The sequence below is a fragment of the Crystallibacter permensis genome (genome assembly GCF_025960875.1).
Classification (GTDB): domain Bacteria; phylum Actinomycetota; class Actinomycetes; order Actinomycetales; family Micrococcaceae; genus Crystallibacter; species Crystallibacter permensis.
This window is the reverse complement of the sequence record NZ_JAODLR010000016.1, coordinates 31,141-56,638: the sequence shown is the minus strand read 5'-3', so window position 1 is coordinate 56,638 and position 25,498 is coordinate 31,141. Positions and strand designations below refer to the sequence as shown.

Below are 25,498 nucleotides of genomic sequence, written 5' to 3'. Positions count from 1 at the left end.
GCACAGTGCAGGCCGGCGTCAACAGCGGCTACCTGCTTCCGGCGAGCTCATAGCCCGCATTGGCTACCGCGGCGCGGACGGCCTCAGGGGACAACGGTCCAGTGCTGCGAACCGTAATCTTCGAGGTGCCGCCGGGAACCAGCGAGACCTGGACATCACCGACACCGTCGAGCCTGCCGATCTCGCGCGAGACGCCGGAGGCGCAGCCCCCGCAGGTCATGCCGTTAACCAGGTATTCCGACTCTGTGGCGGCAGGGGTTGTGGTCTGGATGATCACTTCGGAGTGCTGGGCCGGGCCGCAGCAGGAGCAGCCTGGCGCGCTGTTGGTGTTCCGGGGGGTTTCCTGGACTGTTGAACCGCACATATCGATCTCCTCAAAGATGGTTGCAAAGCGTGCGGTGGGGCCGATTTTGACCTGGGAGGGCCCGGCCCTGCCGCACTGCGGGGACCTTCATCGCGTAGGACCCTTCGCGGGGCCGAGACAGCATGTTCCGGTAATCCCAATGTATACCCACTAGGGGTATGCGTCAAGGTCTTTACCATGGGGTATGGCTCACACCCAAGGCAGTATGGTGAACTGTGTCCCCGGGGTCCGCCCGCCGGCTTCCAATGCCAGCCGGAATCATCAGGGCGTGACCTGATGGGGGAGGATTTCCGGAAGACCCGCCATGGGGTCAAAGGGCTTCGTGTGCAGCCGGTACCGGGGAAGGGGCGGGCGGTGCTGGTGCCGTTGCAGGGCGAGTTGGCGGAGGTGACACTCATGGGCGAACCCGGCGGCGTCGTCGACCTGTCGGCAATTCGGAGCAACCGTAAATCGGCCGGGGCGATCAGGCCCCGGCTTCCGGGCTTCTCGGGCAACCACGAGTAGAGGCCGCTCCAGCACTCGGAGCCCAACAGGACCACTGCGAATTCGTGCATCTTCCCTGGCTGCACCAACGTGAGCGCTTCAAACAGTTCGTCCAAAGTTCCAAACCCACCGGGAAGTACCGGGAACGCTGATGAATATCGAACGAACATAAGCTTTCGCGCAAAGAAGTATCTAGAAGTATCTAGAAGTATCTAGAAGTATCTTAAACGTGACGGATACATCGAGGTAGTCGTTTAAGCCTTGCTCGTGGGGAAGCTCTATGCCAAACCTACCGAGGTTCCGCCCGCCTCCTTAGCACCCCTGTTCGCGGCCATGATGCCGGGGCCACCGCCGGTAATGACGGTGAATCCCTGTCCGGCTAATTCTGCTCCCAGCCGTCGTGCCAGGTCATAGTCGGGATCCTCACGCGGCGTACGGGAGGATCCGAAGACCGTGACGGCTTTGCCTATCCGGGCCAACGCATCGAACCCTTCCTCGAATCCAGTCAGGATCCTTGCCACCCGTGCCGGATCATCGGCAGGGCCGGCCGGTACTGATAGTAGTTCGGTGTCGGTCATTTTCATTCGGACCACAACCTTTCCCCTACAGCGCAACGCACAGGCCCGCACGCTTCAAAGCTCGTCGCGTCATTTTGCCTGCCCGTACCCATTCTCCGGCACACGCGGCTGCCGAAGAACGGCAACTGTTCTTATGCGGGACTCGAGGTGCCGGAATGCCTGGCACCAATTTGCCGGTGGCCTGGCTGACTGTCCTGCCCGGTCCGGGAGTGCCGGACTGTTGCAGCAGAATCCACACACGTACACCCTGATGCCAGGGGCAGATCATTGGGGGTACCGCAAATTCCCTGGAGCTGGCACAGTTGCCCCTTGGGCGCTCAAACGAAGGCAGTCGCCGGCGGCTCCGGCCACGAGGCGGGGCAGGCCTGCCGCACGGTTTACCCACCCGCACCGGGCGGACTGTCGCTGAACCGCTTTGCTTTTGCAGCAAACCTTTGAAGAATGGGGGGCATGATGTTCGAACATGACGATCCGATCCTTGAACTCACCGACGACCAGTGCTGGAAGCTGCTGGAAAAGACCCGGCACGGCCGGATTGTCCTGACAGCGGCGGGGGAGACGGACATCTTCCCTATTAACTACCTGGTGCACGACGGAGTCCTGCTCATGCGCAGCGCACCGGGCACGAAGCTCGCGGAGATCACCATCAACGAGAACGTGGTGTTCGAAACGGACGGTATCGGCAGTGACGAAGCGTGGAGCGTCGTCGTGAAGGGAACAGCCAGGGTCCTGCAGTCCGGCGCAGAGATTGCCGAAGCCGAAAGCCTGGGACTGAAAACCTGGGTTCCCACGCTGAAGGACTTCTACATCGAGGTGAAACCGGAGCGCATCAGCGGCCGGCACTTTATCCTGGGCGAACAGCCCGAGCGGTTCTAACGCTTCAACGCCTTTAGGCAGCGGCATGGACTGTGACCGATCGGAAGCGAATACGCCCGGTTCACACAAGGCGTGATCCATCCGTCTTTCTGCCCCGGAGCCGGCCACAGAGGGGACTGTGGGCCCTCCCCGTCTCGTTCAGACCCTTGACCTGCAATGACCTGCTGCTGCTCCAGCTCTGATTGGACTAGCGTCCGAAGCGGCGCAGCCGGAGCGAGTTTGTGACGACAAGTACGGAGCTGGCAGCCATGGCGGCACCGGCGATCATTGGGTTCAGCAGTCCTAGCGCGGCGACCGGGATTCCGACCGCGTTGTAGAAGAAGGCCCAGAAGAGGTTTGTCTTGATCGTGGCGAGGGTGCGGCGGGAGAGTTCGATGGCCTGGGCTACCTGCGGCAGGTGGTCGCCCATGACCGTCAGGTCGGCTGCTTCGATGGCCACGTCGGTGCCTGATCCCATCGCTATGCCCAGGTCGGCCTGTGCCAGGGCAGCGGCGTCGTTGACGCCGTCGCCGGCCATGGCCACTGTCCTGCCGGAGACCTGGAGGCGGCGGACGTGCTCGACTTTCTCATGCGGGAGGACTTCGGCCAGCACATCGTGCGCGTCGATGCCGACGGCCTTCGCGACCTGCGCCGCGACGGCGGCGTTGTCTCCGGTGAGCAGCATCGGGCGCAGCCCCAGCTCCCGGAACCGGGTCACGGCCGCCTTCGAGCCGTCCTTGATGGTGTCCCGGAGGCTGATGATCCCGGCAGGTGTCCCGTCGACGGCGACCCAGACGGCGGTCGCACCGGCGTCCTGCAACTCGGACAGCAGCTCGCGGTGTTCCTGCATGACGGTGATACCGTGACCGGCCAGCAGGCCTTCGCGTCCTGCCACGACGGTGTGCCCGCTGACAGTGCCGCGGACCCCGCCGCCGGGGGTGCTGGTGAAAGCGCTGACCGCCGGGAGCGGTCCGTGCTGCCCGGCGGCGGCGGTAATGGCGCGGCCGAGCGGGTGCTCGCTGGCGGCTTCGACGGCTCCAGCCAACTGCAGGATCTCATCCTCACCGATGGAGGCCAGCGGGGTGACGGCGGTGACGGCGAGGTTCCCGGTGGTGACGGTGCCGGTCTTGTCCAGCACGATCGTGTCTACCGTGCGGGTGTCTTCGAGGACCTGGGGTCCGCGGATCAGGATGCCGAGCTGGGCTCCGCGTCCGGTGCCGGTTAGCAGCCCCACCGGGGTCGCGAGCCCGAGGGCGCAGGGGCAGGCGATGACGAGCACGGCGACGGCGGAAGTGAAGGCGCCGTTCAGGTCACCGGTGATGACCATCCAGAGGACGAACGTCAGCACGGCGACGGCCAGGACGACGGGCACGAATACGGAGCTGATGCGGTCGGCGAGCCGGGCGATCGGCGCTTTGCCGCTTTGGGCCTGGCTGACGAGGCGGCCCATCTGCGCCAGAGTGGTTTCGCTGCCCACCCTGGTTGCCCTGACGAGCAGGCGGCCGGAGGCGTTGATGGTTGCCCCGGTGACCGGGTCGCCCGGTGTCACGTCCACCGGCACTGATTCTCCCGTGACCAGAGAGACATCGACCGCGCTTTCGCCCTCTGCGACAATGCCGTCGGTCGCGATCTTTTCGCCCGGGCGGACGACGAAGACATCGCCGGCGGCCAGGGATCCGGCCGGGACACGGGTCTCCACCCCGTTACGCAGGACCACGGCCTCTTTCACCCCGAGGTTCAGCAGTGCCTTGAGGGCGTCTCCGGCCCGCTGCTTGGCGTTGGCTTCCAGGTAGCGGCCGAGCAGCAGGAAGGTTACGACCACGGCGGCGACTTCGAAGTAGAGCGCGTGCGCATCCATGTCCATGCCAGGGTGGGCGGTGAGGTCAGGGTCGGCGAAGAGCTGCCAGGCAGAGAACAGGAACGCGGCGGTGACCCCGAGCGAGACCAGGGTATCCATCGTCGATCCCAGGTGCCGGGCGTTGATGGCCGCAGCCCGGTGGAACGGCCAGGCTGCCCAGCTCACCACCGGAAGCGTCAGGACAAGGGCCAGCCACCCCCAGTTCGGGAACTGGGCTCCCGGGACCATCGAAACAACAACCACGGGAACGGTGAACACCGCGGCTACGATCAGCCGCCGCAGCAGTCCGGCAGCGTGCACATGGACCGGTGTTCCGGCTGCCGCCTGCCCCTCACCGGGACCGCCGGTATCGGGTGCAATGGCACCCCGCTCCGGTACCTCCGGGGCGGAGGCCGTCTTGAGTGTGGCCTTGTAGCCGGTCGCGTTGACCGTCTCGACGATCTGTTGGTCGGTTACCGTCGCCGGGACCGTGACCTGGGCTGACTCAAGCGGAAGGTTGACCGTGGCGCTGACGCCCTCGAGTTTGCCCAGTTTCCGTTCGACGCGGGCCACACAGGAGGCGCAGGTCATGCCTTCGATGTCTAGTTCAACGATGCGTGTGTTCGGCGCTTCTGTCTGCGTCGTGGTTGCCATAATCCTGTTCCGTCGCTGTGGGGTGAGGTGTTCAGGCGCCGTTGGAGACGACGACGTAGCCAGCCTCCGCGACAGCTTCGCTGATTTCCGCCGGCTTCAGCGGCGTGCTGGAACTGATGGCCGCGCGGGAGATACCGCCTTTGTTCAATTCCACGTTGACCTCTTCGACACCGTCGAGGGCCGAGAGTTCCTCGGTCACGGCGTCCACGCAGTGTCCGCAGGTCATTCCGGAGATGCTGATGGTAGTTTCCATGGTGATTGTCCTTATCGGTAGCTGGGGAGGTTTCGGCTAGCGCAGCAGGCGGCTGATCGCCTCCGAGGCTTCCCGGACTTTGTCCTGGACTGCGGCAGGGTCCCCGGTGGCCACGGACTCGTTCGCTGCACCCACGACGCAATGCGAAATATGCTCCTCAAGCAGTCCGATGCTCACCGCGTGGAGCGCCTTGGTGACCGCGGAAATCTGCGTGAGAACGTCGACGCAGTACTTGTCGTCCTCAATCATCCGTGCGATACCGCGGACCTGCCCCTCAATCCGGTTGAGCCGGCGTTTGTAGGCGGCCTTGTCGGCGGTGTATCCGTGAATGGCCCCCTCGTCAAGGGGTGTCGAAACTACGGCTTCCATGGCCGGTCCTTTCATCGTTTCCTCCAATATATACCCCTAGGGGGTAATCGGTCAAGGTATCGCGCTGGCCTATTAAAGTGCTCGGCGCGAGCGGTGGGTCGGCCCTGCAGGCTGAGCGTGCGCGGCATCGTGAGACCGGAGCGGACGGGGAGCGAGCACAGAGCGGTCACGAAGACCATTGCCATCGGCTGCGCCGGGCCCGTCCGGACCTCCAAGAAGTCCATTCCGGGTGAGTTGTGCGACGTGACCGGCTGTCACTGCGATCAGCCCGCAAAGCCATTCGCCTCGCACTCGTGTTCTGGCCAGGCAGGGTAGCGCCGTGCCCGTTGAGCGGAGCGATGAAGGCCGCACAGGCCCTCGCTGCCGTGGTCCACCAGGTCTGCTGCAATAGCAGCGGAGTGTCCATCGCCAAGGCCTGCTGCAACGGGCCGGGATTGAGCGAAAGGTCCTGCCAGTTAGTGGCTGCGGCGTGGGGTGCATGTATGCGATGTCGGTTTCCGGCTGGCTATGAGCCCGGCGGATTGCCTCGCCCGGCATTCGACAACGGGGCAGGCCCGGTCGTCCTGATTCCGCACTTAAGCGTTACGGCCTTGACACAATCAACGCCGTCCACGGGAAGCCCAGGCTGTGACGATGGCCAGGACCGGGCCCAGGAGCGGGACAAGCGATCCGACGAGCATGCCGATCCTGGCCACCGCGCCACGCCGACCCGTACTGCCAAGCACCAGGAGGAAGGAGGCCGAATGCACTACCGCTGAGGCGACGACGATGCCCATGATGGCGTCCCCTACCAGCTCCTCCAATGGATCCTCCTTTGGCGACATCTGTAAAGCTGTAGTGCCCACGCCCGCCGTCTGTCATGCCCACCGGCCCCGGGGTTTGAAAACCCAGCCAGCCGGTTTGAGTTTACGGCATCTGCCTCCCGGCTACGGATGACGCGGCAGCGGTCAGCCAACGTGAAGCCGGGGGATAGCGCGCGGGTTGGCGTTGTTCCGGCTGATGACTTCTCGTACCACGCAGGCCGGTCTTTGTGCGCATTCGGTAACCCTTCAACTGGCTGGCACCCTGCCGGCAACACCATCGTGTTACGGCGGACAGCCCAAGGCAGCGGGCCCCGGGGCCCGGTATCGCCCTTTGCTGTACGCAGGGGGTGTTGTTAGCGGCCGTGGCCGGGTGGGACGATCCAGTATGGGTGACGAATGAGACGAGGAAGCCGGCTCCCGGCGGCAGCCTGCCACTTCTGCCATACCCCTGATCCTTCCCGAGGCCGACGGTAGCTGGGGCAGCGGGCTGCGGGGACAGATGCGCCGCCGCCGCGATGCCGCAGAGAAACTTCGCCAACACCAGCAGCAGGCCAGGGAAAAAGCCGAAGGGCAGGACAACGACGGGGAATCCGGATGCGCATCCTCCTAAAGCAGCGTCGGCGGCGCGGCTGCTCCGCCCTGACATCGGCTTCGCGGGCGGAAGATGGTGCAGTATCGGTCCGGAAGGCGGATCATGTCTTCTGCTCGGCGCATGCTTAGCTCTGCCTGTTCTGCCGGCCCCGGCAGGGGAACGCCCCGCTTCAGGCGGCGACGAGCTGATCGCACAGATCGTATTCGGCATGGTCCGGCTGATGCGGGGCGGGAGTGTAGACAGAATGGTGGCCAATGACGGACTCGGGGTCTACACACAATTATCGTGGCTTTCGCGCACATCGCCTTCGTCGCGTTTTTGCTGGGCAGCACATTGGCCAATATCTTCCGGTTCCCGTGGTTCGTATAGGCAGATGATCCAAAACCTGCCGTTCAGCGCCTGGCAGGAACCGCGGAACTGGTGAGCGCTCAGCTTGCCGTACTTCTGGCATGGGGGTCTGTTACCATGATTGTCGCCTCCCAGCTCAAGCGCTGGATGATCGGCACCATGCATTACGGCGCCTCAAGGGAACAGTTCGCCTACTACCTCGACGAGTTCACCTTCCGGTTCAACCGGCGCACGTCCAAGAGCCGCGGGCTGCTCTTCTATCGCCTGCTGGACCAGGCTGTGAGTACCGGCCCCCATCCACTGAAAACCCTCGTTATCCCGGAAAACGAGAAGGACTTCAGCTAAGCAGATACCTAATACAAATGATCAAAGAACTGCGCCGGGTCGATGAAGGCGAGGGCTTTGACAAAGCCTTTGTCATGCGCATGATCCCGCATCACCAGGGCGGAATCATTGAGTCCTTGGAGCCGCAGTCCAGGGCGCCCCATGCCCAGCTGAGGGTGGCTGCGGCCACTGGAATCCTGAATCAGGAAGCGGAAGTTGTCGACTTCCGCACCTGGCTCTCCGCACAGGAGGGGGAGGACTGACCCGCGCCTTCAACCTGACTGCGTCGTGCCGCCGGGCTCACGGTCCGGCGGCATGAACGTCGAGTATTGTCCCCGCTGCTAAGACTGCAGGGCGCCAGCGATGTTGTCGGCATTCTCATTCATCCATTGAACGAATGTTGTACCTTCGGGCAGCGTCTCGCTGAACTCGACAACCGGCAGTTTGGCCGCATCGGCAGCCTCCCGGACTGACTCCGTCTGCGGACCGGAAGTCTGGCTGTTGAAGGCCAGCAAACGTACGCTGTCGGATGACATGAGCTCAACGGTTTCCTTCAGCGCCCCTGCCGGTGCATCAGTGCCTTCCTCGACCGCTTCCAGAAAATCTTCGGGGGTCCGGTTTACCAACCCGGCAGCTTCAAGCATGTATGCCGGCAGCGGTTCGGTGAGTGCTGCGCCTTCTCCCGCATGTGTGGACTTAACGTCCGCTAATTTGTCGGAGATCTGCCCGATGTCGGCCTTGAAGCGTTCAGCGTTCTCTGTGAACAGTTCGGCGTTTTCGGCATCAAGGTCACCGAGCCGCGAAGCAATCAGATCGGCAACCGCTGCAACGGACGGCATGTCGTACCAGATATGCTCGTTGGAGCCGCTGCCGTTTTCTCCGGAGACCTCCACCGCATCGATAATTTTGGCCGGGCCAAGACCAAGGCTGTCGGTAAGGGTGTCGAGGAAGGGATCGTAACCTCCTCCGTTGCTGACAACGAGGTCGGCTTCCGAAACCGCGAGCCTATCCCGCACCGTCGGCTCATAGGAGTGCGGATCCTGACTGATTTTAGTGATGATGGGCGTTACCTCTACTTGGTCCCCGCCAATCGTCCGCACGATGTCGCTATAAACGTTCGTGCTCGTCACCACGCTGATCGCGGCGGACGTATCGGATGTCTCCGGCCCGGCAGATCCGCCGGGGGACTGGCCGCAGGCAGAAAGGAGGAGGACTCCGGCAGCGGCAAAGATCCGCAAAAGGGCAGGGGGACGGCGCATTGGTTAATCCTCAAAGTCCAGGGGATGAAATCGGTTCAACCTCATCATTGTAAATGAGAATCATTCCAGAAGAAGTGGCAGCTCGTCCGGCCGCTACCAACGCATATTCACGGACCCCCAGCTCCGCGGCGGCCACCTGCACTCTTTGTCGGGCCGGACCGATAGCAGGAAGCGTGGCCGTAACCAACCTTGGATTGGCCCGGACGGACATCAGTCCGCGCCTCGATGGACTAACAAAGCCGCTGCGTTCGCGGGTGAAGCCTGGAGGGTTAGGGTCGGTCGGGGCAAGCTGCTTGCTGGGCTTGCCCCAGCCACTCAGTCCGGCTTCACGCTGATCAAAGCGGCGTTCTCGGTGCTGACTGACCGGCCATCCGCGGTGCCGGCCGACGGGATTCCTGCAGCGGCGGGGCTTGGCTCCAGGCGTTCGAGGACCATTGAACGGTAACGGACTTTCCGAATGTGGGAAGCCATGGAGCGCATCAGTAACACAACGGCGACGACCAGGAAGAAGGTGGCGAAGAAACCGAGGGCGCCGGGGGTCACCTGGTCCGGTTCCAGGCCAGGGCGTAAATCCGTTCCTTGGTCCGGAAACGGGTTCGTAACGGCCCAAATCAGTGCGTTCATCTTCAGCGTCCTCGTTCTCTAAAACCGGCCGGAGCCGAATAAAAATTATGGAAACGGCTGTTTCCAGCCAGACTCATTATGCCGGTGCAGGGGCCAACGTGGGGCCGCGGTGGAAAGGCCTGAAGCGGTTGGACGGACCCGCGTTGGCGCAGGCCTTACGGCAACAACGCCGTGCGCTGTTCCTGCTGCTTGCGCCACCCGTACCGGGTCCTGCCCTGGGGCTTGTAAACGGAGAGCACTACGGCCACGAGCAGAACCGCCAAAGCGGCGCCGGCGTCGGCGAGCAGCTGGACCTTCAGTCCGTCCGGGTCAGCGAACGTCAAGGCCGTCCCGGCAGCCCGATCGGCCATGAGGCTGACCGGCTGCATGTGCACGACCAGGAGGAAGCTGGCAACGACGGTTATCAGCAGTTTCGCAAGCACCCAGTAGTGCCGGAACAGCCCCCAGACAGTGCCCAGGGCCTGGATGACTCCGGTCAGCAACGACGCAAGGCTCAGCGGGACGATCGCGAACCAGCCGATGAGTTCCATGGAAATGTAGGCCGCGCGCACGGTCTGCAGGTCCCTGCTGCCCAGGCCCGCGATGGCCAGGACCAGGAAACCGGCCACGGCGCCAAGCCAGCCAACGGATGCCGTGACGTGGGCGGTGAGGGCCAGTTTGCGAAGCCGCGGAGGCATTTTCATGGCTGCCGTACGCCGTACTCCCAGCCGCTGGAGGCCGGAGCGTGCCTGCCCATCCCGCCGCCGGCAAGGTGGAAGATCGCAAACGCCAGGACGAGGACGGCGGCGATGATTCCGAAGATGTATACCCAGCGGGGCGTCCGCGGAGCGGAATCGCGGCCGGAACCGGTCTGCGGGTCCTGCCGGGGATTGTTGTGCGGTTCGTCCATGAGCGGGGTTCTCCTCTGAAGGCGGGCATCAACGGCGGTCGACAACAACAGTTTACGATACAGAGTGTCTTGATCAATCCGGGTCTTACCACGCACCCTAAACTAAAAGCGTGCCCAAACTGTGGAACGAGACGATAGCGGCCCACCGTGATGCCGTACGGGCTGCAACACTGGACGCGACTGCAGACCTCGTGCACAGGCATGGGCTTGCCTCGGTGACGATGACCCAGGTCGCCGAGGCGGTTGGCATCGGAAGGGCCACGCTTTACAAATACTTCCCGGATGTCGATGCGATTATGGCCGCTTGGCACGAACGCCAAGTCACCGGCCATCTTGAACAGCTGGCCGGGATCCGGCACGGGGCCGGCAACCCTGCCGAGCGGCTCAAAGCCGTACTGGAAGCCTACGCGCGGATCTCTTATCAACGTCACGGCACCGAACTCGCTGCCTTGTTGCACCATGGCGGACATGTTTCCCGAGCCCAACAGCATCTCCAGGATTTCATCCGGGATCTGATAGGCGAGACGGCGGACGCCGGTGACCTGCGGACTGACGTTTCGCCGGAGGAGCTAGCCGTCTACTGCCTGCATGCCCTCGCAGCGGCAAACACGCTGTCATCCCAGGAAGCCGTCCACCGGCTCGTGGCCGTCATCATGGCCGGCCTGAAGTTCCCTGACGGCGGTACAGGAAACATGTAAGCCGGCACGAAGCCGGGTAGAACAAGAAACCGGGGCCTTCGCCTTCCGCCCCGTACACCGGAACCGGTGGTAAAAACCGATGGCCTCCTGTCCGCGGTCTGCCAGAGTGCCTGGCCGTAGACTAAGGACGGAGATAGGAAGCATGGGGCACGGCCAGCGGATTTCCTCGCTGAATACGGACGTTCTTTGTGGCATAAAAGGCAGGACTTCGATGACTGGGCCAGAGGCTTCGGATCATGTTCCGGTTTTTCGGCGGCTGGTGCAGGTTTATGTGACGGCAGCTCTTCTGGCGGTCGCCGATCTGGGCCTAAAATCCTGGACATCGGCCCGCTTGCCTGATGCCCCGGTTTTCGATTTCGGCTTCCTGAAGCTGCGGCCGGCCTACGACGCACAATCCAACGCTGACGCTGTTGAATTTCCTGAGCGGATACTCCTCACAGGAATGGGTTTGGCCGTCATCATACTGGGCGCTTATACACTGCACGCTGCAATGGCGGGGCATACCTCAGATCTGATTGCCAGCGCACTGATCCTTGGTGGGGCGACGGCAGAGCTGGTTGGCCGGGTGGAGGGACACGGTCATATCGAATACTTCTATACGGGATGGCTCCCCGACTTCAACCTCGCTGAAGTGTGGCTGATTGCTGGAATGTGCCTGCTCGGCCTGGCTGCCCTGAGCAGACGGCCCAAGCCGCCGCTGCGGAGCCGGGGACGCGCGTGAGGAACCCCCGGGAATCTGGCCGTCCCACATGGAACGCCGGTCCCGCCTTCTGCCGGCCTATCCGGTCGACTCGATTCTCTTGAGCAATTCCCGCGGCAAACCTTTGCCCGCAGCCTCGATATTGCTGACAAGATGTTGGGCATCGACGGTTCCGGTGATGGCACTGGTGACATGAGGGTTGGCGAGCACAAAGTTGAGGGCCGCTTCGCTGCCGGTCATGCCGTCAATATGGTTAGGGAACCGGTAGTTCCGGCCGCGGGTGAACTTGCTTCTGTGATTCTTCATTGCCCGGAGCAGATACCAGATGTCGCTTCGGCGCCTGATTTTGAAAATATCGTTCGAAAACAGGGTTTGCGCCAGCGGGGATTTAATCAGAACACCCATGCCCCGGCTGCCGGCTGTATCGATGATTTTTGCCGGGCCGGCCCTGTTGATGACGTTGTACTCAATCATCAGCGAATCGAAGACGTCCAATTCTGCAGTTTTCCTGGCGCCGGAGCCGTTTGCTGAGACGCCAACGTGGCCGATCAGGCCCCGCTCCCTGAGCTCCAGGAGTTTCTCGACTGCCGGGCCTGCCGGTCGGGGGAATCCGTGGAAGTGAACCAGCGGTAGTTGATCCAGCTGCAGGTTTCTCAGGCTCGAGACAATGCTTCTTTCGATGCCGCCCGGGGTGAAGTCCTTAATGTGCCTGCCGTTGACGAATCTGGTGCCCACCTTGGTAGCCACGACGGGTTCTGCGGATCTTTCCTTAAGGATTCGGCCCAACCTTGTTTCGGCGTTCCCGGCGCTGTAGTTGGGTCCGGTATCGAAAAGGTTGATTCCGTGCTCGAGGGCTATGTCGATCAGCGCGGCCGCCTTCTTCTCGGGAAAGGCCGTGAACCCCCAGTATCCACCGGCCCCAAACCCAAGTTCGGAAACGAACAGGCCGGTTTGTCCCAACAACTTCTTCTGCATCCTAAGTTCCTCTTGTCCTCGGTACTGCTAGATTACTGAGACCTGTGAATTTCGTTGCAAGAAGCTGGTGCCGTTTCTCCTCAAGGAAGCCGCGAGGCAAGCGTGCAGAAGCACAGGGAACATGAAGAGGCGTTGCCCCCTGCCTACGATGGAGCCTTCTCCGATGGGATCGTGATTGATACGGGCGCCGGAATGCGCAGGCGGCCGGTTACTTGCCGGCCACATGAGCGAACCTGCGGGCCAGCACGACTGGAACAACACCAAAGACGGAGGCCGGACGTGGATCTACTTCTGACAGTTGCCGGAATTTCACTCGCCGCACTGGGATTAATCGACATGTTTCACAGCTTGCTGCACCCGAGCGGCAAGGGCTACCTGAGCCATCTGGTGCTCTCGGGTGTCTGGAGGGCGTCGAGGGCGACCGGCCACCGGCTGGGGTCTGCCGTGGGACCTGCGGCGATGGTCGCCGTGATCCTGCTGTGGGTGTCCCTGCAGACAATCGGCTGGGCGCTCATCTACTACCCGCATATCCCGGGCGGTTTCATGTACTCTCCGGGGGTGAATCCAGCAGACTACCCTGACTTCGCTGAGGCAATCTACGTTTCCCTCGTGACCCTGGCGACCCTGGGCTTTGGGGATGTTGTGGCCACCGACCCGTGGGTTCGCCTGGCCTCCCCGCTGCAGGGGCTGACCGGTTTCGCCCTGCTGACCGCGGCACTGACCTGGTTCACCCAGGTCTATCCTCCTCTGTCCCGGCGCCGGGCACTGGCCCTGGAGCTCAAAGGCCTCGCCGACGTCAATTACGCCAAGGCACTCGGCGAAGTCGACCATGCTGTAGCTACCCGTGTCCTGGACACCCTGACGGCCCAGCTTGAGAAGATCCGCATCGACTTCACCCAGTACACGGAGAGCTATTACTTTCAGGAAGAGGACCCTGACCTTTCCCTGGCCCGGCAGCTGCCGTACGCGCTGGCATTGCGGGATGCGGCGGACGCTTCCCCAGTCAAGGAGCTGCAGCTCAGCGCCCGGCGGATCTCCCTCGCACTGGAACAGCTCGCGAAAAAACTCCAAGAGGATTTCGTGGCCAGGGATAAGAACTCCGAAGACGTTTTCGCGGCCTACGCTAACGACCACGGCCAAGGCACCCAGGCCTGACCCGGACCCGGTGCCACACGCAGGGGGCGGTACCAGACCGGCGAGGAACCCAATCCGCTGCAAAAGCCCGCCGCATATCCCCGTAGCCTCGGTGTCTCCGGTAGATCTACTCACTCGGCCGCCGGATCCAGCGCTGCCCGGCGCCGATGCCTGATCCGGTTGCGGACCTTTTCGGACAACGCACCCAGCGGGCCTTCCAGCGGCCCTTTGCCCTTCGTACTGTGCCAGACCACGGCGAAGATGACCGCTGCGCCTGCCTGGACAGCCAGCGAGACAAAGGGCCTGTCGCCGAGGAACCTGGTGGACACGAAGAGCAGATGGGCGGAATACAGGGTCAGCGTCATGCTCCCCGCCGGGGCCAGGACGCCGATAATCGGATCGAATGCCTTGCCCAACAGCAAAACGAGCCCAAGTGCCGCCGCAGACGTACCGATCGTATGCAGCAATTCCAAAGGCATCGACGAGTACGGGGCCATTACCGCCAGCCACCACCAGGACCCGCCCGGCAAACCCGAATCCGGACCATAGACAAAGACTTCGTTCACGTCGTCAGCAGCGAGGCCCGGCGACGAAGCAACGAGCTGGCCAAAGCCGCCGGCGGGCCCGAGCAGGAACGCCGAGACACCCCATGCCAACAGTGCGAGCAGGACGCCGCCGGCCAGCAGCCAGGCCGCGGATCGCCGCGAAGACAGATTCAGCCGCCCGATCACCATGCCGGCACAGATATAAGCCATCCACGGTACTGCCGGGTAGAAGCCGGTGAACGTCAGGAGGACCGCCGACCCGACCGGCTCTTCAAAAATGTCAGTGAACGTGGGATTGTCCGTTTGCACGGTAGGCAGATCGCCTTGCAGGCCCAGCAGGAGAGCCGGTGCCAGAGTGGCGGAGCCGACCGCAAGGACGGCCAACGCCCACGGTGGCAGGCCCAGCAGCGGCACCGCCAGCAGGAACATCACACCGTAATAGGCCAGAATAATCGCCGGACCCGGTTCCGCGTAACCTAGCAACAGGCCAAGCCCCAGAATGAGTAGTGCCCTTACCGCAAGCCCGGCCTTTGCCGCCAACAGCGGGCGGCCGAGGAACCGGCGGCGCCCGCCGGAAATGAACGCCAGTGAAACGCCGGCGAGGACCGCGAAAAGTGCCGAAGCGTGCCCCGCCAACATCATCGTCGTCATTGTCGGCTCGTGATCTGCTGTTGCGGCCGGCAGTACGTTGACGGCAAGCATCCCCAGCAACGCCGCTCCGCGCGCCGCGTCAACACCCTTTATCCGGGGTCTGCGGCTTCCTGCAAATTGCTCGGGGGAAGGCGGCAAGAACCCTTCGGTGGTGTCATCTGCCTTGGGCACAGCCGCTCCTCAGGGACAGCATTCCGGAGCATGGGCATCCTGTCCGGCAATGTCGGTATCCAACCTTCCGGATCAACCTAAAGTCAAAAACTTGGAAAATCCTGAGTGCCTGCCTCTCGGCCTCGAACACAGCAATGCCTGAGATGGTGCGCCTAAAGCCCTCTCACTTCAAGTATTTGCATGCGGAATCTCACGGTCTTGTCTCCCAGTAACGGCGCCGTGACGAGCGGATAACAGGCGGTGCGCTCCACTAGGCCCTATCTGTGGGTTCTCATGCGATGGGGAGAAGCGAATGGGAAAAAAGGCGAGAACTGGCGTGGTCGCAAATCGCCCGGTGGAGCTTCAGGGTCGGATCTCCGCGAGGGCGGGTGTGGGGGAGGGTGCCGTTCTCACGTCAGCTTCCCCTGACCAGTCCATCCGCTGGCGCCCGGGTGAACGGTTGGAGCGGCTTTTTGAAGACCGTTGCGACCAGCTCCTGGCAGAGGGACGGGGCGCCCACCCGGCGGTGGATGCCGGGGATGTCCTTTTGACATATAAGCATCTGGACGGGTGTGCCAACCAGCTCGCGCGCCACTTGCTGGTGTTGGGGGCACGTCCCGGTGACCGCATCGCTCTGCTGTTCGACCAGCCGTGGCGTGCCTATGTGGCCATGCTTGCGGTGCTGAAGATCGGTGCCGCGTATGTGCCGATGGATCCGGCGTTTCCCTCCGACCGGTTGAAATACATTGTTGAGGACGCGGATGCCGCGATGGTGCTCTCGCTCAGCCATTTGAAGGACCTGCTTCCTGAGGTCGCGGCTCCCGTGGTGTGCCTCGACCACGAGCATCTGCACATATTCGGGTGCGAATCCTCGCGCCTGACCGACTTGTCGGACTGGGGCACACCCACCGATCTGGCGTACATCATTTACACCTCCGGCTCGACCGGCCGGCCCAAGGGCGTGGCCGTTGACCATGCGAGCATCTGCAACTTTGTCCGTGTGGCCTCGGACGTCTACGGATACCGGTCCTCGGACCGTGTCTATCAGGGCATGACACTGGCCTTCGACTTCTCCGTGGAGGAAATCTGGGTTCCCTGGCTGGCCGGGGCAACCTTGGTTCCCAAACCCGGCGGGTCGAGCCTGCTCGGGACCGAACTTTCAGCGTTCCTGACGGAGAAGCAGATCACCGCGCTGTGCTGCGTGCCGACCCTGCTTGCAACCATCGAGGAGGAGCTGCCGGATCTGCGCTTCCTGCTGGTCTCCGGGGAGGCCTGTCCCCGGGACCTGATCGTGCGCTGGCACCGGCCCGGTCTGCGCTTCCTCAACGTTTACGGTCCGACCGAAGCGACCGTTACCGCGACGTGGAACGTTGTTGATCCGGACCGTCCGGTCACGCTGGGCGTGCCGCTGCCGACCTATTCCGCCGTCATCCTTGACCCTGAGGAAAGCCGGGCGCTTGGTCCGGGCGAGACAGGCGAAATCGGTTTGGCCGGCATCGGGCTGGCAAGAGGCTATGTGAACCGCGATGACTTGACCGAAAAGGCGTTCATCCCCGATTTCCTGGGGATCGGGAACAACCCGTCGGCGCGTATCTACCGCACCGGGGACCTGGGCCGGATCAATACAGACGGAGAGATCGAGTACTTCGGCCGTATCGATACGCAGGTCAAGATCCGCGGTTACCGGATCGAGCTGACAGAGATTGAGTCCGTGCTGCTGAAGGCCCCCGGGGTCGCCCAGGCGGTCGTGGGAACCTATGAGCCGGCGCCGGGTTTCGTGGAGCTTGTCGCGTACTACACCGTCCGCCACGACAGGGACGCCGATGAACAGAAAATCCACGAGATGCTGAGGAAGCTGCTGCCCGGCTACATGGTGCCGGCGTATTTCGAACGCCTCGATGCCATTCCCATGATGGCCAGTGACAAGGCGGACCGTAAGAAGCTGCCCGCCCCGACGAACAGGCGAAGCCTGACGGGTCCCGACAGCTACACGGCCCCGGCGACCGGAACGGAAGAATCGCTGGCAACGCAGCTCGGCGCAGTCCTGGGCCTGGAGCGGGTGTCAGCCGAGGCGAACTTCTTTGAGGATCTGGGGGCCAATTCGCTGCTGCTCGCGCATTTCAGCGCCAGGGTCAGGAAGCACACCGGGTTGCCGCCGATCGCCATGCAGGACGTCTACCAGTCCCCGACGGTCCGGCAGCTGGCCGTGGTCCTGGACGCTGCACAGTCCGCAACGGTCCTTGAACCGGAACCCTCAAGACTGCCTGAAGCGGTGCCTGCCGGCCCGTTACCCGGCACCGGCAGCTTCGTTCTGTGCGGCGCCATCCAGCTGCTGATTTTCCTTGGCTACACGACGTACGCCGCGTTCCTGCTGATCTTCGGATTCAACTGGGTTTCCGAAGGCACCAGCCTGATCGACATGTGGGTACGGTCCGTCGGATTCGGGGCAGCCATGTTCGTGGCGCTCTCCATCGCTCCCATCATTATGAAATGGATACTCATCGGCCGCTGGAAGCCAGCGGAGATCCCGCTCTGGAGCATGGCCTACATTCGGTTCTGGGCCGTTAAAACACTGACCCGGGCCAACCCCCTCGTGATGTTCGTCGGCTCGCCCCTCTACATCCTCTACCTACGCGCCCTGGGGGCGAAGATCGGGAAGAACGTGGTGATCTTCTCCCGCACCGTACCGGTGTGTACCGATCTGATTACCATCGGAGAAGACAGCGTCATCCACAAGAACTCGTTCTTCCTCGGCTACCGCGCCCGCCCAGGCACCATAGAGACCGGTCCTGTGACGCTGGGACGAAACGTCCTCATTTCCGAGAAAACCACCTTGGACATCGGATCCTCGATGGGCGACAACGCCCAGCTCGGGCATGCCTCCTCACTGCAGAGTTCACAATCAGTGCCGGACGGACAGACCTGGCACGGTTCCCCAGCTGTCTCCACAGACGCGAACTACAGAACAACCGAACCCGCGAACTGCACCACCCGCCGACGGGTCATCTACAGCCTGCTGCAGCTTTTCAACCGCTTCGTTCTGGTCCTGCCCGTCGGCCTCGTCGGCCTGGCCATGCTGCTCCCGGACTACCTGGAGACCGAACACCTGCAGCTGAACAATCCGCGCTTCTACCTCGACGTGCTGGCTACCACCCTGGTGCTGTTCATCAGCGGCCTGATCACCGGCCTCGTCTTCGTGCTCACCGTCCCCAGGATCCTGAACCGGGCGCTGAAACCCGACACCGTCTACCCGCTCTACGGCGTGCACTTCACCCTTCAGCGGATGATCGCCCGCATGACGAACGCCAAAATGTATAAAGACATCTTCGGCGACAGCTCATACATTGTGCATTTCCTGCAGGCCCTGGGATACGACCTGGGCAAAGTCGAACAAACCGGGTCGAATTTCGGTCCCGAAGTCGCACACGAAACGCCCTACCTCAGCTCCGTCGGTTCCGGCACGATGGTCTCGGACGGCCTGAACATCATGAACGCCGACTTTTCCAGCTCATCCTTCCGCGTCTCACGCGTCACCATCGGCGAACGCAACTTCCTTGGCAACGACATCACCTTCCCACTCGCTGCGCGCACCGGAGACAACTGCCTGCTCGCGACCAAGGTCATGGTCCCGATCGACGGGCCCATCAGGGAAGGCGTGGGCCTGCTCGGATCCCCACCGTTTGAAATCCCCAGAATCGTTGATCGGGACAAGGAATTCGATGAACTCAAGAACGAAGAAGTCAGAAAGCCCCTCATTCAGGCCAAGAACAAGCACAACATCGTGACCATCGGACTGTTCCTGACCCTACGGTGGTTCCTGTTCTTCGAGGCGACGCTGCTCGCGGCCATCGCCGTGACCTTCTACGACGACTTCGGGGTACTGGCCGTGGGAGTCGCGACCATCGCGTTCCTGATCGTCGGCATCCTGATCAGCGTGGTGGCCGAGCGCTCCGTCCTGGGCTTCGGCCGACTGAAGCCCCAATACTGTTCCATCTACGACCCCTACTTCTGGCACCACGAACGCCTCTGGAAGCTCCTGGCCGTAGCACCCTTCAGCGGCACGCCCTTCAAACCCATGATCTGGCGACTGCTCGGCGTGAGGGTGGGGAAGCGGCTTTACGATGCCGGCTGCGACATACCGGAAAAGACTCTGGTCTCCATCGGCGACGACTGCGCACTCAACGAAGGCACCGCCATCCAGAGCCATTCAATGGAAGACGGCACCTTCAAATCCGACTACATCACCCTCCGTGACCGCTGCTCACTAGGTGTTGAGTCCTTCGTCAACTACGGAGTCACCATGCACAACGGCTCAACGCTGCTGGCCGACTCGTTCCTGATGAAGGGCGAAGAAGTCCCGGAAAACACTCTGTACGGCGGCAATCCGGCACGCGAAATAAGGGACCGCAACGTGTATGTGCCGCCCCAGGTCACGCTTCCGCGCATTCCCCGTCACCGTACCAAGCGCTGGATCGGGCAGATGAGGCCGACGCGAGACCACAGAACAAACCCGGGCAAGCATGTGGGCATTCCCGCCTAATCGTGCAGGAGACTCCAGAAGCCCAGCCGCACGCCACAGTAGGATGCCAGGTACTCCCGGAAGTGCAAGACCCCTATTTGCTGTTATCGGCGTTTGCGTCACACGCAGGATAACAGTGCTTCACAATGATCATGTCCTTCGGACCGTCCTCCTGAGGCTCCTGAAGCTCGACAGGCGAGGCTGCTTCAACGCACCAGCACTGCTGCAGCGGCGTGGAGCGACAAGAGTGACTTTAGGGATTTAGCTAAGTTTATTAGGATCAGATGAAGTTGCCTAAAGTGAGGAAACTGGCTTTCATTGCCTAGGTGCTCAATCACTCCGAACTGACACTGGACCCTCACGGACGTCTTGGTCGCTATCGGCGAGGCGGCGGACCACGGCACGGGTCTGGCGCTGCTCGTCGACGAGGTCCAGTTCCTGAGCCGATTCCAGCTGGAAGCCATCATCCAGGCGATCCACAAGACCGTACAGCGGAAACTTCCGTGACGTTCGTCTGTGCCGGACTGCCGCAGATCGCCAAACTCACCGGCGACGCCAAATTCTATCCCGAAAGGCTCTTCAAGTTACCGCGCATCGGTTCCCTCGATGAGGAAGACGCGCCAAGAGCGCTGGCCGAGGCCGCACTAGCTGAGGGGCTCGGTTCGAGCAGGATGCACTCGAACGGGCTTTCAAGCTGACCGAAGGTTATCTCTACTTCATCCAGGAGCTGGGTTACCAGGTCTGGATGGTGGCCAACGATGAGGTGGTCACGCTCGGCGATGTCGAGGATGCCACGGACGCGTACGAAGCGAAGCTGGACGAATCGTTCTTCCGGGTCCGTTTGAACCGGGCGACGCAGCTTCAGATTGCTACATAAGGACGATGGCCGAGTTGGGGCCCGAGTCGCAGAAGGCTGCGGATGTGGCAGCGGTGATGGGTGGTGAGTCGACCCCGCTGGCGCCGACCCGCTCGCACCTGCGCTGACGTTTCGGTACCAGTTGAAGCCCGAGGCATTCGAATGATCCCCGTCTATCACGGCCCGGCAGTATGGTTCAAGGTTTTCGTAGCGGCGTCGATGTTCAGTGTCGAGTTGTCGGGGATGTTACTAAAAAATTCACCAAGGTGCCGTTCCTACGGAATTTCTTACTAAAGTGAGGCACCTTGTGGTTGTCCTGCTCACTTTAGTTAGCAAACCCGCGTCGACGTTGCCACAAAATTCCGTGGCCACCTACGGGCAGTTTTTCATGGCCGCTTAGATCCCGGTCTTCCTTGAGAGAATTGTGAGAATCACGCAACGCCAGCGCATAGGCGCTTTGCCATTCTGATGATGCGGGCCCTGTTCAGGACCTGCCGGCCTCCTCTAACGGACAGGTGGCGGTCGCGCCCACAAGGAGGATGTGTGAACGTGATCAAGGTGAATGGGAAATCCCAGCCTGGGGCGCTCGTCCAGCTCCGCAACACGTCGATCGGGGGATTACTGCGTCGCGACATGGACGGCTTCACCGCCCTATCTGCGACCCCGGACGCCGCCCATCGTGACGGGAGGGCCTCCTGATGGCCAGGTTCAGTATCGCCTCCCTGCTGCGGTGGCGGCGCACCCAGAAGGATCACGCCGCCGCCGATCCGGCCGGCGCGTTCGCCTACGGCACCGTCGTCTCCTCCCAGGGGCTGCAAGCCACCATCGGTGGGCTCGACGTCGTCGTCGGGGACGTGGTGGCTATTTCCGGCTGGGAGGCCATCAAGGGCCCCCGACAGCCTGGCTGCTATGAAGCGGGAGTCGAGGCGCAGGTGGTGGCGGTGAACGGCGCCGAGGCCACCGTCGTACCGCTGGTCGGGGGCTGGACCCCATTGATCGGGACCCGAGTGGTGCTCTCGCGCCACGGTGGACTGGAACTGTAGGAGACGGGTTGATTGGCCGCGTGGTCCACGTCCTCGGTCATCTGATCGACGGGACGGGCCGATCATGGGCGCCGGTATGCGGGCCGTGGACACCTTCACAGGTTTGGGCAGCGGCCAACAGATCGGCTTGATCGCCGGATGGGCAAGTCTTCGTTGTTGTTGAGCTCGCGCGAGCTCAGGAAGACACGGAGCGGGGCAAGAGCAGCTCGAAGCTCGCTCCACGGTCAACCCCCGCGCTGCTGGCCTGGAGTCTCCCACCATGGGCCTCGACCAGTGCCCTGCTGATCGACAATCCCAGACCCGATCCGGGACCGGCTTCCCTCCCGGCACGGGCACGGTAGAACCGGTCGAAGATATGGGGCAGGTGCTCCGCTGGGATCCCGTCCCCGGTGTCGGTCACGGCGATCGTCACCGCGTCCACGGCGTGGTCGGTGTGCACCGTGATCCTCCCTGTGGCAGGGGTATGGCGCAGTGCATTGACCAGCAGGTTGCCCAGTACCTGGCCGATCCGCTCCCGATCCATAAGCACTGGCCCCGCGTCCAGTCCGGACATGGTGGTGGCGAGCGTGATGTCCTTGGCCGCGGCTTCCTGCTGCACCGAGGCTACCGCCTCGGCAACCACCTCCGCCGGATACTGCGCAGCCAATTGGAGATGGACGAGACCTTCTTCGGCCTGGGCCAGCAGCCGGATGTCCCCGGCCAATCGTTCGAGCCGGCCAGTTTGGGAGTACAGGATGCGGGTAGTCTCCTCATCCATCTCCAGCACTCCGTCTTCGATCGCCTCCACATGTGCATTGATGCTGGCCAGCGGGGTGCGCATCTCATGAGCCAGATCGGCCAGCATCTGGCGCCGCGTGGTGTCTACCGCGGAAAGCCGGGCGGCCATGTCGCTGAACGAGGACGCCAAGGTATCGAACTCCGGACCCAACCCCGGCGATGTGAGCTGGACTTGATAGTCGCCCGAGGCCACCTGCTCGGCAGCGGAGCTGAACGCCGTGAGTGATCGGCCTATGGTCCGGTACAGGTAGAAGCTGAGCAATACAGCGATAACAAGGGCAGGCAGCCCCCCGACAATCACGGCACTGAAGCTGACCGTGCGGAAGGCGCCCTGCAGGATTTCCTCACCCACATGCGCCGCCTCCTCGGCATGGCCGGACACCGCCAGCTCGTGGAAGAACATCGACGGGCCGAACCACAACACCGTCACGAGCATGAGGACCAACCCCACTAGCAGCACCAAGGCCTGCGCCAACATCAACCTTAGCGTCAGCGGTTGCCAGTGCGTCACAGAAGGCGTGGAGGTGCTCGTCATCGTCCATCTCCGATCCGGTATCCGACCCCGCGGGCTGTATGAATGAACCGGGGGGCGGCGGCGGGATCGTTGAGCTTCTTGCGGATCCGCCCGATGTGGACGTCCACGAGGTGCTCGTCCCCGTTCCACTGGGCGTTCCAGATCATGTCTACCAGCTGCCGACGGCTGAGCACCTGCAGGGGATGCTCCGCCAGGGCGGTTAGCAGGTCGAACTCGATCCGAGTGAACGGCACCGGTTCTCCGTCCACGTGGACCTGGCGTGCGGCACGGTCCACCACAAGATCCCCGATCGTCACGGTCCGATCGCTCGACGTCGGCTCAGCTCTGGGTGCCGAGTCGAGTTGGTGGATCCGGCGCAACCTGGCTTGCACCCGCGCCAGCAGTTCACGTTGGCTAAACGGTTTTGTCATATAGTCATCGGCCCCCACCGACAGTCCCACGACCTTATCCACCTCATCGTCACGGGCCGTGAGCATCAATACGTGGCAGTCCGAGAACGTACGCACCCGCCGACAGACCTCGATACCGTCCAGCCCCGGCAGACCCAAGTCCAGTACCAGCACATCCGGTGTGAAAGCCCTCACCGCCTCCACCGCGTCCGCCCCGTCGTGGCACACCGACACCTCCAGCCCGAACTTGCGCAGGTACTTTTCCACCACGCGGGCCAAAGTAACCTCATCTTCGACCACTAGCACACGGCCTGCTCGAACTACAGACATAAAACTCCTTTACTGCAGGAGGCCCCGTAGCTGCCTCAGACGAGAGAACCGCATCGTTGCCACTCCGCGTAGACAACCATTCTGCTGGATGGCACGCTCGGTCTCTACCTCGTTCCGGACCTTAACGTTCTGCCGATACTCCATGGAGACTCAATGAACACCCTAGGAACGAGACGGGCCAGCTGCAGAAGGACGCGGACACAAAGGAGCAAGATTTTGCCAAGGTGTATCCTCCAAAATGAGGTCGGCCAAGGAAATGACAGCCAGACTAGAAGAGGAGGGTGGTCCTACAGTCTATAGAAAAAGGGGGCCGGCCATGCAGGATCAGCATGTACGTCTGCACCGCGCGGCTATAGTCTCAGTCGGCATCTTATCGCTCTCAGCGGCAGCACATGTCACTGGCGGCGGCACGCTGCCGCCAGTCGGGATTGTCCTCGGGCTGGCAGCGATGAAAGTAGGACTTAGCCGGCGGTACTGAGCTCGTAAACGAACAAGCCACACGACAAGCCACACGACAAGCCAGACCCGAGGAACGTCCCATGACGAACGAGGATAAGGATCCGCGATGAGTGCAGATGAGGTCTCGCAGAAGTCCACCGTGGATCCGCCCGCGACGCCATCGGCCCGGGCCGGTAAGCGGCTGATCGGCATCGACGCGGCCCGCGGCCTGGCGCTGATCGGGCTGATGGCCATCCACCTTTTTCCATCCGAGGACGAGTTAACGCACGAGCCGACCCTGGCGTGGAACCTGTTCTCTGGAGACTCGGCTGCGCTGTTCGCGCTGCTGGCCGGGGTGGGGCTGGCCCTGTCCTCCGGCGGGTCCGCCCCGCACCGGGGCAAGCGGATGACTGCGGACAGGATCGGCCTGGCGGCGCGGGCCGTGGTGATCGGGTCCATAGGGCTGGTGATCTCGGCGATCATGCCCGCGGACCCCCCGGCCTACGGCATCCTGGTGTACTACGCGGTGTTCTTCCTGATGGCCATTCCGTTCCTGCAGTTGCGCCCTCTGATGCTCTTCCTCAGTGCAGGGGCCTTCAGCATCATCGCCCCGATCCTGCGCCAACTGCTGGGTCCTGTGTTGCCGGAGTCCTCGGCCTGGAACCACACCGTGGTGAACCTGGTCACCGAGCCGCTCGGCACGGCCTCGGAACTGCTGCTCACCGGCTCCTATCCGGCCCTGGCCTATATGACCTATCTCCTGGTCGGGCTGGGCCTGGGCCGGCTGAACTTGCGCAGTATCCGGGTCCAGGGACTCGTCGCTGGGGCCGGTGCGGTCCTGGCTGTCCTGGCCAACCTGGCGTCATCCCTGCTGCTAAAGTTCGCCGGCGGGTACGAGGCGCTATTGGCCACCACGGGCATGACCCGCAGCGATCTTGAGCGGGCCCTCACATTCGGTCCGGAAGGACACTCTGATACGTCTGCCTGGTGGCTGGCCATCGCTACCCCGCACACCAATACCCCCTTGGCTATCGCCGCCAGCCTGGGCATGGGGCTGCTGGTGACCGGGGTCTTCCTGCTCGTAGCAAGCAAGGCCGAGCTGTGGCTGAAGCCCCTGGCCGTCATGGGTGTCATGACCCTCACTCTCTACTCTGCCCACCTGATCGCACTGGCCCCGGAGCTCCACTACGATGAACCCGCCCTGTGGTTCGTCCTCCAGCTGATCCCAGCCGCCGTGTTCGCCTGGGTCTGGCACCGGAAGTTCGGTCAAGGGCCGTTGGAGAGAATGGTCGCGGCGGCCGCCCGGAATGTCCGGCAAACCGTGAAGGACCAGACCATCGACACCCCACCCGGTGCATGAGCCATTGGACTTCCGGATGCCCCCAAGGCCGATCCGCTCTTGGGGGGCGGCCGCGAAAGACCGGACGGATCCAACAGCGGGCGGCAGGGAATTATGAACCTGGATCGGTTTTTCGTTTCATGCCCATTTTAGGAATGTAGGCATCTCCGGCCAGACATAGGGTCGT

The 25,498-nt window shown here is 62.7% G+C and carries 26 protein-coding genes and 1 pseudogene; 12 read left to right on the top strand and 15 right to left on the bottom strand.

The annotated features are described in order from the left end of the window. Positions 1-28: 28 nt before the first annotated feature. From B0G38_RS16700 to B0G38_RS23405, 3 genes are all read right to left on the bottom strand, one after another. A complete protein-coding gene (locus tag B0G38_RS16700; RefSeq protein ID WP_071416372.1) occupies positions 29-364 on the bottom strand; it encodes a heavy-metal-associated domain-containing protein in 336 nt (111 codons plus the stop codon). Further along, the gene (locus B0G38_RS23410; protein ID WP_461610108.1) at positions 274-1,017 is read right to left on the bottom strand and encodes an LOG family protein; all 744 of its coding nucleotides are present in this window, start codon (positions 1,015-1,017) and stop codon (positions 274-276) included. The genes B0G38_RS16700 and B0G38_RS23410 overlap by 91 nt, the downstream gene beginning before the upstream one ends. A 108-nt stretch (positions 1,018-1,125) precedes the next feature. Then, the gene (locus B0G38_RS23405; RefSeq protein WP_461610107.1) at positions 1,126-1,431 is read right to left on the bottom strand and encodes an LOG family protein; all 306 of its coding nucleotides are present in this window, start codon (positions 1,429-1,431) and stop codon (positions 1,126-1,128) included. A gap of 444 nt (positions 1,432-1,875) precedes the next feature. Between B0G38_RS23405 and B0G38_RS16685 the strand changes: the two genes are divergently transcribed. Beyond that, positions 1,876-2,301 carry a pyridoxamine 5'-phosphate oxidase family protein gene (locus tag B0G38_RS16685; protein ID WP_264670453.1) on the top strand — a complete coding sequence of 142 codons (426 nt, stop codon included), beginning with the start codon at positions 1,876-1,878 and terminating at the stop codon, positions 2,299-2,301. Positions 2,302-2,488: 187 nt separating this feature from the next. Here the strand turns inward: B0G38_RS16685 and B0G38_RS16680 are convergent, their stop codons facing one another. The 4 genes from B0G38_RS16680 to B0G38_RS16665 form a co-directional block, all read right to left on the bottom strand. Beyond that, on the bottom strand, positions 2,489-4,771 hold the full coding sequence (locus tag B0G38_RS16680; protein ID WP_264670452.1) for a heavy metal translocating P-type ATPase: 2,283 nt from the start codon (positions 4,769-4,771) through the stop codon (positions 2,489-2,491). Positions 4,772-4,802: 31 nt separating this feature from the next. Continuing rightward, positions 4,803-5,024 (bottom strand): heavy-metal-associated domain-containing protein, encoded by a 222-nt coding sequence (locus B0G38_RS16675; protein ID WP_264670451.1) that lies wholly within the window; start codon positions 5,022-5,024, stop codon positions 4,803-4,805. A 36-nt stretch (positions 5,025-5,060) separates the two neighbouring features. Then, the gene (locus B0G38_RS16670) at positions 5,061-5,393 is read right to left on the bottom strand and encodes a metal-sensitive transcriptional regulator (protein WP_264670450.1); all 333 of its coding nucleotides are present in this window, start codon (positions 5,391-5,393) and stop codon (positions 5,061-5,063) included. A 599-nt stretch (positions 5,394-5,992) separates the two neighbouring features. Further along, entirely contained in the window at positions 5,993-6,196 is a 204-nt protein-coding gene (locus tag B0G38_RS16665) for a hypothetical protein (protein WP_071416379.1), read from the bottom strand. Between the two features lie 1,063 nt (positions 6,197-7,259). On the opposite strand from B0G38_RS16665, the pseudogene B0G38_RS16660 reads away from it, so the two are divergent. Together B0G38_RS16660 and B0G38_RS16655 are read left to right on the top strand one after the other, a co-directional pair. After that, positions 7,260-7,481 (top strand): annotated as a pseudogene (locus tag B0G38_RS16660) (IS1595 family transposase); the annotation flags it as partial. Positions 7,482-7,498: 17 nt separating this feature from the next. Continuing rightward, a complete protein-coding gene (locus B0G38_RS16655) occupies positions 7,499-7,723 on the top strand; it encodes a DUF305 domain-containing protein (protein WP_264670449.1) in 225 nt (74 codons plus the stop codon). A 78-nt stretch (positions 7,724-7,801) separates the two neighbouring features. Here B0G38_RS16655 and B0G38_RS16650 read toward each other — a convergent pair whose 3' ends face one another. The 4 genes from B0G38_RS16650 to B0G38_RS16635 form a co-directional block, all read right to left on the bottom strand. Then, positions 7,802-8,719, bottom strand: a complete 918-nt coding sequence (locus B0G38_RS16650) for a metal ABC transporter solute-binding protein, Zn/Mn family (RefSeq protein ID WP_264670448.1) — start codon at positions 8,717-8,719, stop codon at positions 7,802-7,804. Between the two features lie 315 nt (positions 8,720-9,034). Beyond that, the gene (locus B0G38_RS16645) at positions 9,035-9,343 is read right to left on the bottom strand and encodes a hypothetical protein (RefSeq protein WP_264670447.1); all 309 of its coding nucleotides are present in this window, start codon (positions 9,341-9,343) and stop codon (positions 9,035-9,037) included. 155 nt (positions 9,344-9,498) lie between these two features. Next, positions 9,499-10,026: a DUF2269 domain-containing protein gene (locus B0G38_RS16640; protein ID WP_264670446.1), complete on the bottom strand. Its 528-nt coding sequence runs from the start codon at positions 10,024-10,026 to the stop codon at positions 9,499-9,501. Then, a complete protein-coding gene (locus B0G38_RS16635; protein ID WP_264670445.1) occupies positions 10,023-10,232 on the bottom strand; it encodes a hypothetical protein in 210 nt (69 codons plus the stop codon). The genes B0G38_RS16640 and B0G38_RS16635 overlap by 4 nt, the downstream gene beginning before the upstream one ends. Positions 10,233-10,342: 110 nt before the next feature. Here B0G38_RS16635 and B0G38_RS16630 point away from each other — a divergent pair, with 110 nt between their 5' ends. Continuing rightward, positions 10,343-10,930: a TetR/AcrR family transcriptional regulator gene (locus tag B0G38_RS16630; protein ID WP_264670444.1), complete on the top strand. Its 588-nt coding sequence runs from the start codon at positions 10,343-10,345 to the stop codon at positions 10,928-10,930. A gap of 142 nt (positions 10,931-11,072) precedes the next feature. Continuing rightward, positions 11,073-11,651 (top strand): signal peptidase II, encoded by a 579-nt coding sequence (locus B0G38_RS16625; RefSeq protein ID WP_264670443.1) that lies wholly within the window; start codon positions 11,073-11,075, stop codon positions 11,649-11,651. A gap of 57 nt (positions 11,652-11,708) precedes the next feature. On the opposite strand, the gene B0G38_RS16620 is transcribed toward B0G38_RS16625, so the two are convergent. After that, complete coding sequence (locus B0G38_RS16620) at positions 11,709-12,605, bottom strand: aldo/keto reductase (protein WP_264670442.1); 897 nt, start codon at positions 12,603-12,605, stop codon at positions 11,709-11,711. A gap of 279 nt (positions 12,606-12,884) precedes the next feature. Here B0G38_RS16620 and B0G38_RS16615 point away from each other — a divergent pair, with 279 nt between their 5' ends. Beyond that, a complete protein-coding gene (locus tag B0G38_RS16615; protein ID WP_264670441.1) occupies positions 12,885-13,760 on the top strand; it encodes a potassium channel family protein in 876 nt (291 codons plus the stop codon). Positions 13,761-13,870: 110 nt separating this feature from the next. On the opposite strand, the gene B0G38_RS16610 is transcribed toward B0G38_RS16615, so the two are convergent. Beyond that, the gene (locus tag B0G38_RS16610) at positions 13,871-15,106 is read right to left on the bottom strand and encodes a DUF1624 domain-containing protein (RefSeq protein ID WP_264670440.1); all 1,236 of its coding nucleotides are present in this window, start codon (positions 15,104-15,106) and stop codon (positions 13,871-13,873) included. 316 nt (positions 15,107-15,422) lie between these two features. On the opposite strand from B0G38_RS16610, the gene B0G38_RS16605 reads away from it, so the two are divergent. The 5 genes from B0G38_RS16605 to B0G38_RS16585 all read left to right on the top strand — a co-directional run bounded on the left by B0G38_RS16605 (position 15,423) and on the right by B0G38_RS16585 (position 21,503). Further along, the gene (locus B0G38_RS16605; RefSeq protein WP_264670439.1) at positions 15,423-19,625 is read left to right on the top strand and encodes a Pls/PosA family non-ribosomal peptide synthetase; all 4,203 of its coding nucleotides are present in this window, start codon (positions 15,423-15,425) and stop codon (positions 19,623-19,625) included. A 348-nt stretch (positions 19,626-19,973) separates the two neighbouring features. Beyond that, positions 19,974-20,111: a hypothetical protein gene (locus B0G38_RS16600; RefSeq protein WP_264670438.1), complete on the top strand. Its 138-nt coding sequence runs from the start codon at positions 19,974-19,976 to the stop codon at positions 20,109-20,111. Beyond that, a complete protein-coding gene (locus B0G38_RS16595; protein ID WP_264670437.1) occupies positions 20,108-20,302 on the top strand; it encodes a hypothetical protein in 195 nt (64 codons plus the stop codon). Before B0G38_RS16600 ends, B0G38_RS16595 begins: the two co-directional genes overlap by 4 nt. A gap of 50 nt (positions 20,303-20,352) precedes the next feature. After that, positions 20,353-20,481, top strand: a complete 129-nt coding sequence (locus B0G38_RS16590; RefSeq protein WP_264670436.1) for a hypothetical protein — start codon at positions 20,353-20,355, stop codon at positions 20,479-20,481. 677 nt (positions 20,482-21,158) lie between these two features. Continuing rightward, positions 21,159-21,503 carry a hypothetical protein gene (locus B0G38_RS16585; protein WP_264670435.1) on the top strand — a complete coding sequence of 115 codons (345 nt, stop codon included), beginning with the start codon at positions 21,159-21,161 and terminating at the stop codon, positions 21,501-21,503. 175 nt (positions 21,504-21,678) lie between these two features. Here B0G38_RS16585 and B0G38_RS16580 read toward each other — a convergent pair whose 3' ends face one another. Both B0G38_RS16580 and B0G38_RS16575 read right to left on the bottom strand, forming a co-directional pair. Then, positions 21,679-22,815, bottom strand: a complete 1,137-nt coding sequence (locus B0G38_RS16580) for a sensor histidine kinase (protein ID WP_264670434.1) — start codon at positions 22,813-22,815, stop codon at positions 21,679-21,681. Next, complete coding sequence (locus tag B0G38_RS16575) at positions 22,812-23,534, bottom strand: response regulator transcription factor (RefSeq protein WP_264670433.1); 723 nt, start codon at positions 23,532-23,534, stop codon at positions 22,812-22,814. The genes B0G38_RS16580 and B0G38_RS16575 overlap by 4 nt, the downstream gene beginning before the upstream one ends. A 565-nt stretch (positions 23,535-24,099) precedes the next feature. Between B0G38_RS16575 and B0G38_RS16570 the strand changes: the two genes are divergently transcribed. Next, positions 24,100-25,332, top strand: a complete 1,233-nt coding sequence (locus B0G38_RS16570) for a heparan-alpha-glucosaminide N-acetyltransferase domain-containing protein (protein ID WP_264670432.1) — start codon at positions 24,100-24,102, stop codon at positions 25,330-25,332. Positions 25,333-25,498 lie beyond the last annotated feature (166 nt).